Genomic DNA, 13952 nt, shown 5'->3' on the forward strand with positions numbered 1-13952 from the left:
CCGGTCTTCCCGTCGAGTTCCTGAGCGCGCCTGTCGTGGACGTAGGGCCGGAACCAGCTACAGCGAATCCCACCGTTAAAGACGAAGGCGCGGACTGGTCGCTCGCACAGAACAAATACAGGCTGCGCCTGCCGGTAGGTTCGAACGCGAATCTAATCCCAGGGCTCTGCCGCAGACGCCATGGCCGCAGTTTGGCAGGGTTCGGGCTGTGGTCCTGCCGGGGCGCAAGACGCAGTGAGCATTGCCACGGTGCCGCGACACCATCCGGCCATGCGAAGGAATGCGCCCAGAGCGAGCATGCGGAAGCCGACCGGGCTCCGCAGTACCGGTTGAGCAGGACGCGCGTCCACGCCACGCCCGGGTGGGGCACCGATCTACGTCATCCTGGACAACTCGTCCGCCCACAAAGGCCCAAGACCCAGAATTGGCGGCTCGCAACGAGGTCGATTTTGCTTAACCCGACCTACGCCTCCTGGGCTAAGCCGATCGAGGCCCAGCTCGGGCCGCTCCGCACGTTCGTTATCGCCGGCTCCAACCACCCGAACCACCCGGCGCTGACCCGAAGGCTGCAGACCTACCTGCGCTGGCGCACCGCCAACGCCCGCCACCCCGTCGTCCTGGCCGCCCAACGCCGAGAACGGACGCACTCGCATCCGAAGCGAACGACAACGACGCTGGGGCCAACCCGCCGCCCACGCAGCCTGACCCCAACACCTCAAACGTTCGTGATCACGGCACCAGCGACGGCGCCTGCACGTCGCGGACCATGCGAATCTCCCGCACGTCGTCCTCGACCTGGTCCGTCCCATCAGCAACGAACCCGTGCTTGCGGTAGAACGCCTGCGCGCGCGGGTGCGGATCAGCGACCCACAGCACCGCCGACTCCGCGGGGTCGATAACGGCCTGCAACAACACCCGCCCAGCAGCCCTATCGTGATCGGCGGCATGCACGTAGAGCACATACAGCTGCCTCGCCCACGCCGCCCCTCCAACGGCGGACCCGACATCGCGATCCCGACCAACCCGCCCCTCCCGCTCGGCCACAGCCGCCCGGTTCTCGCGATAGCGCTTGTCGATCAAAGCAGCAGTCCAGAACCGTTTCCCGAGCAGCCGGGAAACCCGGATCATCCAGCACCGCATCCGACATAAGTCCTCGGTACGTCTCTTGCCAGCACCGAACATGCACACACGCCATCTGGGCGACGTCATCGACCCGGGCTGGGCGAACAGTCAGCGAGGAACCCACCGCCGAACCGTAGGCCGCACCCACATACTCGCCGACCGGCCTCGCGGCGACCGCCCAACCGTCAGCCCGGGCGCCGCGTCACCCAACACCGCAAACGATCTTGGTCATGGCACTAGTCGTCGGCCGGAAGGTAGGCGCTCTGTAGGCGTCGTACTCACTGCCATCCTTGCAGGGAGTTAACGGTGTCAACCCCATCCACTCCATCGCCTCGCTCCCGCCGGTCGCAGTCCGCTAGTCCAGGCGGCCAGCCTCCGGCTCGGCGCAGCCCGTCCGGCAGCCGGTTCGCCGGTGGAGCGGGGCCATGGGTGCCCTGATTGGCAGCGGCGCGGCGGGCGTCGCTGGCGCTCCATGGCCCGTCGTAGCCTCCGGGGCGGTGCTGGCCGTCGTGATCAGCGTGTTCCCGCAGGAGTCCAGCGACCGGCTGCAACTCCTTCTTGCGGTGCTCAATCACCTGCGATGGCGATCCGAGTGCCGTGAGCGCAGGCGGTTAGCCAACGCGAAATCCCCGCGCTGACCTGGCTGCACACCGATCCACCCCCGGCCGACTCAGGTGGTAGCGCGCGTGAGGCCGCTGACGGCGGTGACGAGGGACACCGGACCGTCTGCCTGCCACAGAGCCGGCTATATCGCGTTCAAGTTGCCCGCATCGAGAGGGCTCTGTTGATGACGGCGGCTCGTGGCAGGATGCGCCCGTGCGTCCCCGGCTGATCCTCCTGTTTGCTGCTGCTCCGTGCGCCGCCTTCCATGTTGTAGGCGTCCTGACGGCCCGTCCGATCTGGCGTTACGCCGAGGTGCTCAGCATCGGTCTGCTCCTTGCCTGCGCCATGGTCAGCCGATCGGCGGGTTCCCGCTGGGCGCTGGGAGTAGCCCTCGCGGTTCTGCTTGTGGACGCCGTCTTGGCGATCCCCGCTGCTCGGGACAGCAATGTCTATGGCGGGGCGGTACTCGTGCCCGCCTCGAGCCCTGAGACATCGTCGGCGTTCGAGTCGGGTCTTTCCCTCTGTTGGCCCACGTTGGCTGCGGTGTTGGTGCTGCTCGTCGTCTGGCGCCGCGGTGGTTGGCATCGCCAAACGGTGGCGCCGGCTGTCGTGGGGGCAGCGCTGGTCACCGGGTATGCGGCCGTCCGTATTACTAGTACGTGGCGTGCCGTTGCTGCTGAACCGCCGCGAGCGACCGGCACGCACGTGGCCGATCTCGTGATGGCCATGAGCATGGCGGTCCTACCGCCCCTGGTCCTCGGAATTACCGCGCTGACACTCGCCTCGGCGCTCGCCAGCCACCGCCTACGGCTCGCCGCGATCGGCGCGGCGTTGCTGGCCCTCATGGCGCTGCCACTGATGGACACCTGCATTGCCACCGTCCCGATGCCCCTGTACGTAGGCAGTGACATCGCCGGATTTGCCTGGGATGCCATCACGCCCACGCTGTCCATGCCGCAACCGATACCGGCGCTCACGGCGGCGGTCGAACTGACCGCGTACCTGCTGCTCGTCGCAGGCAACACCGGTTCAGCTGGTCCGACGGGTTCGTCATCGGCCGGGTCGGCTGGGCCGCCGTGTCGCCGCGATCTTTGAGCACGCCCTTCAAGGTGCAGGCAGTTGAATGCGACGACGGATAGTGAGAGGGGCTGCATCGCTTGCGCGGTTGCTAGAGCAGACGGGATAGACGTCGAAGGCCGAGGTTCTCGACAGGCAAGCAGCCGGCTGCGGCGTTTCTCAGTGCTATCGGGCGTCGCCAAGCTGCGGGAGCTCCCCGGAAACCGCTGAGGCCGAGGCCACAGCGGTATGTCCACAAGTCCTCCCGGGTGCTCGCCGCCGAGCTGGCCCGCTGGATGTACCCGGCCTCTGCCGGAGGCGAACCGTCAAGACCGCCTGACGGGCACTCCCACGTCACCGAAGCGTAGGTCGCGGGGCGACGATGCCTCAACCGCTCGGCGGCCCACCACCTGCCGAGTCTTGCCTGGCGTCTCCTGCACCTTGTTCTCGGCGAGCTGCCGAAGAACCTCTGCCGTACTTTGCTGGGATTCGGGACCGCGCTCCCGACCGCCGCTACTGAGCCAGGGGCAAGGTGGACGATCACCTCATGTTCCTGGCATTGGGGCAACTACGCCAGGAGATGGCGCTCCCGTGCGCCTCGAGCGCTTGACCGATCTGCGCGCGAGCGGCCGAGCCTAGCCGCCCGGCACCCGCTACATCGCTCAACGCCTGGGTGCCCGTGTAGATCGCGCCGTCTTCCTCGCCTAACTGTAAATGATGAAAGGCCGTGAACGAGGAGGCCGAGCCGGCAGGCCAGCTCCCGTGCAGCCTAAACGCGGGCCTATCCCCGTCGCTGGCTTCGCCACCGAGAGTTCGACGGCAGACGATCCGAATAACGAAGCCGACACTGGCCCGTGCTATCGCACAGACGCTGCCGACGGTGGGAGCTTGCGTGCAGATTCTACGGGAGCGAACCGTTCTGCACAAGTATGAAGTAGATCACTACTCATTGCAATTGATCGATACGCTTGGGCATGAAAAGGTTTCATCTCACCCAGCGCAACTGCGACATTACCGAATGCCAGTGATTGCCTAACTGTCCTTCTAGGCAATAGCGCTGCAATCCCCGTCCCCGGAGGTTTTGAGCTAGGTGTCGAAAACAGTGTATGTATCACTCTCGCGACGACTGATAGCTTGTATAGCGGTCGTTGCTCTGGCTACTGTTGGAACCGTACTCTGCCTTTCTGCGCCGGCCTCAGCGGCGGTCTCGAAAGCGTTTGCTATCGGTATCTGGGGCCCAAACGAACAGCGAGTATTGGCACCGCAAGGCACGACGGATGGTTCGCGGGTAGGCGTTGTTCCCTACGTTCCTGACGGCAATGCCGCAGCCGATTCGCAGCGGTGGAAGTTCCAGTTCACTAGCACGCTGCCATATACGCCGCCGCGACACATGTACCAGATAATCCATGTGAAGACCGGGCTCTGCCTCGGTATGACTGGTACTGGAGGGCCCGAAGTCCAATTGCGCAGTTGTACAGCATCGGGCGTATCGCGGTCGTGGTATACCGCACCACCGAAATATGGCGAAGGCTTCTGGCTTATCAACAATGAACGTGGACGGTGTCTGGATGGACTAAAGTCAGATGGCATTGCCGTAGTCGATACCTGCTACAACCTTCCGTCGGGAAACTGGCCCGGCGAGCATTGGATTTTGCGGACCGGACCTTTCGAGTGCGCAACCCCGGGCACCGTTCTCTGTACACGCCCGAGCCAGCCGGTCCATGGTCTCATGGATACATGGCAACAACCCGCGATCACCTATAGCGGTACAACTGCCAGCAGCATGATTAATTCAGTCGACTGGAAAACGCTCGACAGTCAGGGCATCGACAGTCGACTGGACGGCTTCGAGTTCGGCTGGGAATCATTGTATTCTGGAGGGCTAGCCGAAGACAATGCGTACTGGGTCGAGTATGACGGCGTTTCGTACGAATACTATAACCTTTCGGGAATGCCTGGAGCGTCCGACGCGGACGGGCGTGCGCATACCTATATGGTTATGCCCGGCGAAAACTCTCAACTTGCGCTATACATTGATTTCAACTTCGCCGCGAATACCACGAAGGCGGAAAGTACTCGCATTGGTGAGAGTAGCGGAGGGCTTTACGCCCAGACAATCGAAGCGGCATCGTTCGCGGGCTCGTTCGAGCATCGGATGCAAATGCTGGATGGTAATCATGTCTGGCGACGGCCCTGGGTAGCGGAGACTTCGACCCGTGAAATTTACCCCTGCGGCGCGCCTCGTAACGCGCCAGCTACGGGAGGCCCTAACACGCCACCCCGATGCCTCGACGCTACGGCTGTCGCCAAGGCGGGAACAAATCCTGCAACGGTCGACTACTTCAAATTAAGCAAGCCGTCATTACAAAGTGCACAAAATCCTCCTTCCTCCGCGAGGGGAATCGAGGTGGGCGACATCTACAATGGCGTCGACCAACGCCTGCTAGCAGAATGTATGGCTTCCGATCCTAGTCGATGCATGAACAGTGTTCCGGGTCTGGCAGAATGCATCGCTGCGCACTCGGTGTGCAACACGACAGCAAAGCAGGCACGTGGTGGTCGCCATGGAGTTAGCAAGACAACAATCACCGAGCAGCAGGCGCTTGCCCTCACGCGAAAATCGGTAGTCGTGCCAGTCGGTAGTCTGCTGGCTAGTGTCAAAGCGCGCACGATTCCAGCCCAAGCCTACGTTAATGCGCGAGGTGTCTCTGCCCTTTCGGGAGCTGAGGGGGACGTGATTCTTGTTTCAGGAGCCGGGCCGGTGCAAGGATTACTTGGACGTCAGACCGGGCTATACCACGGATACAGGCTGGCATTTGATTCTGCGAGTGGATCCCTACTTCACGCCTGTCTCGGCGCGACCTGCTCAGATATCTCATGACGCTCCCCAGCAGTGTACAGCCACTTGTTGTGCACGAGGGTTGAAGGACCAAAAGGATAGGGATGACCAACCGTCTGATTTCCCGTTCGAGGTTTGTTTCCATAACCGAGTGGGACGATATTCCGGCTACCAAATAGCGTTTGGTGAATCTGCGAGGTCAAAGATCTGTACGTGCCTGGGATCCAAAACTTGACGGCTAACAACGGCGCCAGCTCAATTGCAACACGACCTGTCTCCGAAAAGTTAGCCCTGCGGTCAGCAATGGCTCCGTTCATCCCGCGAGTCGCAATCTAAGGAGATAGTGCACCTCGTGAACCTACGCTCAATATTGACGATCGTCGGCTCTGTAGCAATGGTCATAACAAGCGCACTTCCTGTTCAAGCCGCAGGAAGCGATCAGGCCCGTGGATCCTTGGCCTATTCTAACCGTCCACTCTCAGGCGGGCCACCGTCTCTTCAACACTTCAGCAACTCCGGTAGCGAGTTAAAAGTTCGAATGGATCAGCGCGCCTGGCTGGAAAAGGTTACTAACACTGACCCCGTTGATCTTCGGCAAGAATGTCGCGATCACGCCACAGAAGCGGGTGCAACACCAAAGGGCTGGCTGCGGGACCGGATGCTTCAGTGCTTTAAGGCACGCAAGTATGTCTCAGCGAGAGGCATAGACGGCGAACCTTGGGGTGAGATTTCCTGGGACATGTGGGTACTCGGCTACGCTAACCACGGAGTACGACAGGTCGACTACCTGATCAGCATGGAGAATGTCAGCTACTTCTCGGTTCCCGGGAAGACGGTGAACTGGCCACAGACACAGTTCGACATCACCTTCCACGGCTGCTCCGACGCAATGACCTGTCCCAGCCAAGTCGATCTCAAAGACACCGTCGCCGGCTGGATGGCCCGGCCTAGCAGATCCCTAACTTTCTCATCAAGCAATAACGTTGGTTCTGGGCTCGACTTTAGGGTGCCGGCCTGGCTCATCATGGACCACCGAACCATTCCAGCCGCGAGCGACAACCTGCTGCCTTCCATGCAAGCGGGCATGTTCGAATCAAAAATCAGGTTCGACTCTGCCGGGCGAACAGTCGTGGGGCGAGACTACGGGTCAGTCTTCACGGACGCGCCCCTAATCTACATGCTGTCGCTCAGCGAGGACGCGGTCAAGCAAAGTGCCAGACACATATATGACGCCCTGAATCATCCCCAGCGGACTTTCCCCAGTTGGCTTGGGAAGACAGTGCCAGGGGGAAGCATGCAAGATCCTCTTACCCGCCTCACGGACCAGCAGAAGATTCTTGAGAACCGCAACGAGTCTATCAAGGTGTGCAAGGACATCTGGGGCGACAATTACGCACAAGGCGGTTTGCAGTGCGACGAATTCCCCTTTGCATCAACCTATCAGGGCGGCAAGTACGGGCCGGCCAGCAACGGCGGATATCTCCGCTTCTCTGCCAGGCCCATCCCAGGTGATGACAACAATGCAGGCGGGGGTTCCCGCCTCGGCCAGAAATTTTACTGGGAGAACAGGATTCTGGACGGTGAAGCGTTCTACGTTCGGATAGATCCTTAAGCACCGGGCGGCGCGGGCCCCGCGGCTCGCGCCGCCACTCGGACAGGAGCGGCAAGCATGCAGCCAAAGATCGTCGCTCAGACAAGGGCCACAATCCTGCCCCTCTACCGGTACTTCGGGCTTCGCGACTGGCTGGTAGAGCCTCATATTGAAGAGACTCAAACTCTTTTAGAATCCGCCCGGGAAACAGTGGTTGCCTCGGATGGATTTCAACTCGTTGTCCACTGCGAGCAAAGCGAGGAATCGGTGCAGGTGATCTGCCAATTCTGGAGGCAGCGGCCCCCAGAGGTGGACGGACAAGCGCAAGGTGTCCGTGAGATTATCCTGTCATCACCGAGCGGGGAAATCTTCATCGACCAGCCAACGATGCTGGCGGTCGACTTAACCCCCCATCACAAGTTTGAGCCTGGGCTGATCGGTGTCCGCGTGATGTGGCGGGGGCGGCGCGGCCAAGGGCTGTCGCGTGCGACCGGCCCACTGCAGCATAGCGGCGAGACATATAACCTTCAGCTATGGCAGCAGTAAGCTCTCGGAACCACGTCCACTTGCCTGCAGCCGAGCGGACGAGGTCTACGCGAACGCCCCGATTCCTCCTTCCGTCTTTGATCCTAACCCTGATACTGCTCCTCACGAACGGTCTCACTGCCTGTGGAGCTGGCGACGACAGTCGTGTTGCTTCCTTCCCCTCCGGTCAGACGACGTATGCGCCGCTTCCCCGTGACGGTGACGTGAGGAACGTAGCCGCCGCGGAGGCGGCTGACCGGTTCGCCGGCACATGGGCCCGCAACGATCTCTCCGACAAGGACTGGAAGGACTCACTACTGCCATTGGTCACGCCTCAACTCGGTCGCAAGGTTGTTGAGTTCAGGAGGACGGCTACGGCCACAGGCCTTCTCCGCGGACCTGCCCTGTTCGAAAACGGCACCGCCGACAACATGAGCTTCGCCATCGCCGCGCAAGGCGGAGTACTACACGTGACGCTCGTTCGAGGTCATCCGGACTGGCTGGTTTCTGAAGTACGGCTCGCCCCTCGCTGAAGCCTCTGATCGTGACGATACGGGGAAAAGTGATCCATTTTCATCGTGGGTGGCGGGCCTCCTTGGCGGCTTGGAGGACGAGGATCGCCTGCACGATCGCGGTCGCTCGGCGGGAGCAGCAACGCAGCTATGGCGAGGACTTTCCAGGTCTTGAGAGCGGAAACGTGGCGTTCGCCGAGTGCTCGGATCCTGGCGTGGTGCCGGTTGACGGACTTCTATCGGCGGGACAGGCGTTTGCGCGGGCTCCAGACGTTGCCGCGGACGCCTTGGTAGCCCCTTGTCGGCGAAGGTCAGCACGGTGTTGCAAGTCAGCGCGTCGATCAGGCCGCGGCCAGGTCGACCTCGACGCCGACGGCTACGTCACCGTCCAGGCCGCCAGCACTCGCACAAACCTGCCCGGCGTCTTCGCCGCCGGAGACCTCGTCGACCACATCTACCACCAAGCCATCACCGCCGCCGGCACCGGCTGCACCACCGCCCTCGACGCTGAGCGCACCTCGCCACCCTGTCCTAACTCCCTTGACCCGCCGCCGTGCCTGAGATGGCCGGGCGTCGGTCACTCATGTGAAGAGGCGGCCCCGAACACGTCGACATCGCGGGTTGCCGGTGCGAGATCGACGGCGTTGGTTTGCAGGTGCACGTTGATCACGTCGAAGCCGTCTCCGGATAGGGCGGCGTGGGCGCTTGGGCGACTCCGAGGCATGCGGTGACGACGCCGACGAAGGCGGCGCCGACGGCGGTCCCGGCGAGTCCTATCGATCCGCAGGGATCGCGTCGCTCCAGGTCGGCGAGGGCGGCCGTGACGACACGTCGTTGCTGCGAAACGCCCTCCTTCCAGCCGAGGACCTCGTCGTTGGGACCTGAGCGGGGAATCGGCGCAGGAGCAGGGCGTTGAAGTCGGCCGGTCCGACGCCGAGTCCGGCGTCGATGGCCAGCTTCCAGCCCACTCCGGAGATGAGCCTGCGAGGGTCGAGGCTGTCGACGCCGAGCAGCGCGACGTGGTGGTCCTCGGCCTGGTCGCGGCTGGTGTGATCGAGTCTCCGGTCGAGGATGACGACGTCGTAACCAGCCCGCTCGAGGACTGCCTCGGCCAGACGGGTTTGCGGACCGGCTCCGGCTTCACCGGGGTGAGAAGCCCGGGGTGCTGTGGTTGGCATCCACGACGCGCTGGGTGTCCTGCAGGACTACCTCGACCCGGGACGGGTCGGCGTAGGTGACCCAGGACATCACCCAGGCGTAGGCCTGGCCGAGGTGACCGAGGCCGACGATCCACCAGGCTGCCGGTGCGTGGGTCAGCTTGGGGCCGTCGGCGCTGGCCCCCGGCTGCCAGAGGTTGACGGTGACTGCCCAGCGGTGCCCCGATTGACTACCTTCCCGTCGTGCACTTCACCGACCCCGAGTACGGCACCTGCGACGGCATACACAGTCCGGTCGAATACCAGCAGCTCTTCATCGGCGAAGACCCAGTCAAGGTGAGGCAGCAGGCCGAGGCGTGGGCGCGGAAGCAGCCGTTGCCACCAGCGGAGCCGGTGGAACCGCCCAGATTTGGCTGACCAGCGCAGGCAACGGTCTCCGCCTTTCGACGGCTGTGGTCGGCAATGCCGGTCAGTTGACGCCAACCGTGCTGTTAAGGGTTTCGTCCACGACAAACTACGGCCTACGAGATCCTGGAATCTGGGTCAAGCGTCCGTTCCAGCCTCACCGATCGTCGCAACAACAACGTCCAAGTCGCGCACGACTTCGCAGCAGCGCTGGTACCGAGCAGCTCGCGGTGCGAGCCGCGCCAGCCGAAGCCGTCGCCGACCGGTCGAGTCCGCCCCGACCTCGGCACGGAGCGAGCGGCCTACGCGAACTGTTGGCGCACGCTCAACCGGACACCCGTGGGAATCCGTAGACTTCCCCTCGTGACGGTCCGACCTCACCTCCAGGAGTGGCTGCGCCGAGAGCTGCTGTTGGAGGCTGGCCACCGATGTGCCATTCCGGCCTGCCGCCAATGGCCGGTGCAAATCGCCCATATCAAGTCCCGCGCACAGTCTGCGGACGACAGCTTTGACAACCTGATCGTTCTCTGCTCGCGATGTCATGATCTGTATGATCGGTATCAAGCGATCAGGCCTATTGAGATGCGTGCGTATAAGCGGAACCTTGAGGTCCTCGGCGAAGAAACAGGGAGCGTGCGGCGTCGGTTTCACGATCTTGAACTTTGGCAGTTGCTGGAGCTGTACGGTTTCCCCTGGCCTGCCGCGCGGCGCGTTTCCCGGGACCAGGACGGAGTGTTTGTTCTCCCGGGCGGCTGCGGCAAGACTTACATCTTCATGGCGATGCAGTCGATTTATAGGCGCCACCGTTTGTCGCTAACCCATAGGGTGGTGCCGCCGAGCCCTGGGAGCCGGTTGTGACCGGTGGCCATCAATCGGACCGGTAGCAGACGGATGGCGGTGGACCCTCGGGACTCACCGTCGTTCGGGCGAGTTAGGTCATAAGCCTGGCGGTCCGCGATGTCGGCGTCTCCTTGAGGGGCCGCGCCAGCGCCTCGTACACCTTGCCGCTGCAACGGAGACCGATCGTCTCCGATCGGTGGAACCTCGGAGTCGCCGGAGTGCGGGGGACCACAGGGCCCATTTGCGACAAAGACCGGTCGTCTCCGACCGGCGGAACACCAGGTGGATGCGCTGGCTGGGCCGCTGTGGTTCTAGCCAGACGGGACGACCTCGAACGAATGCCGAACTGGATCGTGGCGATCTATAGCATCACCATCCTCGTCATCAGGGACGAGTGCCGAGAACGGACGGCTGTGCGGCATGGCGTCCTCGGTGGCGGGGGAGTAGTTCGGCGGCGGCTTCGGCTTTGGCGCGTTCGACGTCGAGTTCGGCGATGACCGAGGTGTAGACGTCGGTCATGGCGGCGGAGGAGTGGCCGAGGAGTTCCTGGATGTCTTTGAGGTCGGCGCCGGCGGCTTTGAGGTAGGTGGCGGCGCAGTGCCGTAGGTCGTGTAGCCGGATCGGGGGTAGGTCGGCGTCGCGGACGAGGTTTTCGAAGCGGTCGGTGACGGCGTTGGGGTGCCAGGGCTTCCCGTCGGGTTGGACGAAGAACAGTCCGGTGTCGGGCCAGGTGTGGCCGGCGGCGAGTTTCCACTGGGCTCGGCGGGCGTGGTGGGCGCGCAGGACGACGCGGGTGATGCTGGCCATGGCCATGATCCGGTTGCCGGACTCGGACTTGACCTTCTTGATCACTGGCGTGTAGCCGTGGGTGGCCATCTGTTGGGTGACGCTGATCAGGCAGTTGTCGAGGTCGACGGCGGTGTCGGTGAGTCCGACGGCCTCGCCGCGGCGTAGGCCGCGGTGCAGGATGAGCGCGAACAGTGGGTAGAGGGCGATGTCGTGCTCTTCGGCGTGGTCGAGGAACGCGCCGGCCTGCTGGGGTGTCCACACCATGACCGGGCTGGGTCGCTCGCCGGTGTCGCGCCACCGTTGTACGGCTTTGGTGGTCCATACCCGGGCTTTGGGGCGTACGCCGGAGGGCAGTTCGATGTGGGCGGCGGGGTTGAAGTCGATGAGCCGGTTGTTGCCGCGGCGGATGGCGTCGTTGAGTGCCTTGCGCAGGGTGGCGCGGATGCGGTGCATGCTGGCCGGTTTGGTGGTGCGTAGGCCGCGGACGCTGGCGCGGATGGCGGGGTCGTCGCTCTGGCGGGCGATCTCGATGGCGGTGCTGCCCTCAGCGATGGCGGCAAACATGGCCTCGACGTGCTCCACCCGTAGTTTCACCAGGGCGATGGCGCCGAGGTGCGGGACCAGGTGGACGCGGATGTGCGACTCGTAGGCCAGCAGGGTGTTGGGTTGGACGCTGCTGAGGCTGCGGCGGGATGCCAGCCACGAGTGCAGGTATTCGCCGACGGTGGTCGTGACGGTGGCGGGCAGTCCGGCGCGGACCCGTCGGGCGATGGTGTCGCGGTCCGGCAGGGGTGCGCCGCAGGGGACGGCGAGGAGCATGTCGGCGATCTCGGCGGCGACGGCTGGGTCGTCACTGGCGAGGGCGAGTAGAGCTTTGGCGTGGTCGCGCTCGCTGGCGGCGGCACCGCGGGTGTCGAAAGTGCTGCGGCGTAGTTGACGGCGCGCCTGGTCGGGGTGGGTGGGCAGTTCGAGCTGGTAGGCCCACCGGCCGTGGTTGGGGTTCCACACTCCGTTTGCCTGGCGAAGCCGGGGGCAGCGGTTGCCGAGTTTGCGGCCCTCGCCGTCCCGGCAGGAACAGCGTTTGAACTCGGACCCTTTCGGCCGCCTCAGGTGCGTCTCTCCGGTTGGGCGTGCGGCAGTAGGCGGCTGCGGGTTCGGTCGAGGGTGATCCGGGATTGCCTCTGTGCCTGGGACTTGGTCGTGTTCCGGCACTGGTGCCTGCGAATCGCCATGGTGGTTGGACGTTACCTGCAAGGCGTGGAGGATGGCCGCAACCGGCACCCGGTAGTGGCCGCCGAATCGGAGCACCGGGACCGGAAACTGGTCGCGCTTGGCCAGGTCATACGCGAGTGAACGCGAGAACCTCATGATACGCGCGGTCGTCGCTAGATCGGTCACCATGCCCAAGGCCGCGATCCGCTCGCCAGTCCATATGTCGTCTGCGACATCGCCGTCAGACCCGGTCGGCGATGTCGGGCTGGAGCCATGTTCGAAAGTCTTCATCGCAGAGCGGTCCGTTCAGCAGCTAGGAAGAAACGACGTCCGGTTCGGATGAGGCGAGGTCAAGATGCAGGGCCGCTACCCATCCATGGGCTGGGACTGCCTGCGAGACCAAGCGCGCTCTTGTTATTTGGCGGAATGGTTAGGCTGCCCGACGCCGGTCTCGGATTCTTTTGGCTACGGCGTCGGCGGCTTCTTGGTGGAGTTGCTTGTTGACGCTTTGGTAGGTGTCGCGGGTGAGGGTGGTGGTGGAGTGGCCGAGTTGTTCGGAGACGACTTTGATGTCGACGCCAGCGTTGAGGGCGATGGTGGCGGCGCTGTGGCGTAGGTCGTGGAGTCGGATGGGTGGTAGTCCGGCTTTGCGGACGTGCCGGCTGAAGCGTTGGGTGACGGAGTCGGGGTGCCAGGCGTGGCCGTCTTGGCGGACGAAGAACAGGCCGGTGTTGGGCCAGGCGGGGCCGGCGGCGTGTTGCCACGTGGCGCGTAGCGCTTTGTAGGCGATGAGGATGTTGACGGTGTCGTCGTCGAGGGCGATCTCTCGGTTGCCGGCCTTGCTTTTCGGGGGTTTCTCGACGGGGGTGTAGCCGTGGGTGGTGATTTGGTGGTTGATGGTGGTTTCTCGTCGGTGGAGGCGGACCTCGCTGTCGCGTAGTCCGCAGGCCTCGCCGCGGCGGGGTCCGCGGAAGGCCATGTAGTGCCACATTGGATGCAGGTCGGGGCAGTGGATCGCGGCGTAGTCGAGGAACTGGATGACCTGATCGTCGGTCCATACCATCACCGGTCCTGGGAGCTTGCCGTCCTTCTTCCACTGCTGGACTCGCTCGTCTTCCCACACGATTGGCTTGGGCCGGTTGCCGCGAATCTTGACCAAGTTGGCCGGGTTGTAGCCGGGCAGTAGTTCGTCGGCGCGAGCGTCGTTGAGGGCCTTGCGCAGGCAGGCGCGGATGTTCAGGCAGGTATTGGGGCCGGTCGGTCGCTTGCCGGCGACGGATTCTCGAACGGCGACGTCCGGA

At 63.6% G+C, this 13952-nt stretch carries 10 protein-coding genes and 4 pseudogenes; 10 read left to right on the top strand and 4 right to left on the bottom strand.

Translation table 11 applies throughout. The annotated features are described in order from the left end of the window. Positions 1-354: 354 nt before the first annotated feature. Positions 355-705: pseudogene (locus tag JM949_RS38960) on the top strand (IS630 family transposase); the annotation flags it as partial. A gap of 24 nt (positions 706-729) precedes the next feature. Here JM949_RS38960 and JM949_RS03050 read toward each other — a convergent pair. Continuing rightward, positions 730-1128, bottom strand: a complete 399-nt coding sequence (locus tag JM949_RS03050; protein ID WP_203146939.1) for a GNAT family N-acetyltransferase — start codon at positions 1126-1128, stop codon at positions 730-732. Positions 1129-1619: 491 nt separating this feature from the next. Between JM949_RS03050 and JM949_RS03055 the strand changes: the two genes are divergently transcribed. The 6 genes and pseudogenes from JM949_RS03055 (at position 1620) to JM949_RS03075 (ending at position 7757) form a co-directional block, all read left to right on the top strand. Then, positions 1620-1760 (top strand): hypothetical protein, encoded by a 141-nt coding sequence (locus JM949_RS03055; RefSeq protein WP_203146940.1) that lies wholly within the window; start codon positions 1620-1622, stop codon positions 1758-1760. Positions 1761-1938: 178 nt separating this feature from the next. Beyond that, positions 1939-2820, top strand: a complete 882-nt coding sequence (locus tag JM949_RS03060) for a hypothetical protein (protein ID WP_203146941.1) — start codon at positions 1939-1941, stop codon at positions 2818-2820. A 1063-nt stretch (positions 2821-3883) separates the two neighbouring features. After that, positions 3884-4342: pseudogene (locus tag JM949_RS39540) on the top strand (hypothetical protein); the annotation flags it as partial. Positions 4343-4510: 168 nt separating this feature from the next. Continuing rightward, a complete protein-coding gene (locus JM949_RS36330) occupies positions 4511-5662 on the top strand; it encodes a hypothetical protein (protein WP_238432464.1) in 1152 nt (383 codons plus the stop codon). Positions 5663-6158: 496 nt separating this feature from the next. After that, entirely contained in the window at positions 6159-7232 is a 1074-nt protein-coding gene (locus tag JM949_RS03070; RefSeq protein ID WP_203146943.1) for a NucA/NucB deoxyribonuclease domain-containing protein, read from the top strand. A gap of 57 nt (positions 7233-7289) precedes the next feature. After that, entirely contained in the window at positions 7290-7757 is a 468-nt protein-coding gene (locus tag JM949_RS03075; RefSeq protein ID WP_203146944.1) for a hypothetical protein, read from the top strand. A 552-nt stretch (positions 7758-8309) separates the two neighbouring features. On the opposite strand, the pseudogene JM949_RS36335 reads toward JM949_RS03075, so the two are convergent. After that, positions 8310-8596, bottom strand: a pseudogene (locus tag JM949_RS36335) (transposase family protein); the annotation flags it as partial. Between JM949_RS36335 and JM949_RS03080 the strand changes: the two are divergent. From JM949_RS03080 to JM949_RS03090, 3 genes and pseudogenes are all read left to right on the top strand, one after another. Beyond that, a pseudogene (locus JM949_RS03080) lies at positions 8596-8763 on the top strand (thioredoxin-disulfide reductase); the annotation flags it as partial. The pseudogenes JM949_RS36335 and JM949_RS03080 sit on opposite strands and share 1 nt — an antisense overlap. Before the next feature lie 885 nt (positions 8764-9648). After that, positions 9649-9822, top strand: a complete 174-nt coding sequence (locus JM949_RS03085; protein ID WP_203146945.1) for a hypothetical protein — start codon at positions 9649-9651, stop codon at positions 9820-9822. A 351-nt stretch (positions 9823-10173) separates the two neighbouring features. Beyond that, positions 10174-10668 (top strand): HNH endonuclease signature motif containing protein, encoded by a 495-nt coding sequence (locus JM949_RS03090; protein WP_203146946.1) that lies wholly within the window; start codon positions 10174-10176, stop codon positions 10666-10668. A gap of 366 nt (positions 10669-11034) precedes the next feature. On the opposite strand, the gene JM949_RS03095 is transcribed toward JM949_RS03090, so the two are convergent. After that, complete coding sequence (locus JM949_RS03095) at positions 11035-12549, bottom strand: site-specific integrase (protein ID WP_238432482.1); 1515 nt, start codon at positions 12547-12549, stop codon at positions 11035-11037. A gap of 532 nt (positions 12550-13081) precedes the next feature. Beyond that, the coding region (locus JM949_RS03100) for a site-specific integrase (RefSeq protein WP_203146947.1) at positions 13082-13952 on the bottom strand (871 nt) is incomplete at its 5' end.

It is taken from the genome of Micromonospora tarensis (assembly GCF_016803395.1).
Taxonomy (GTDB): Bacteria; Actinomycetota; Actinomycetes; order Mycobacteriales; family Micromonosporaceae; genus Micromonospora; species Micromonospora tarensis.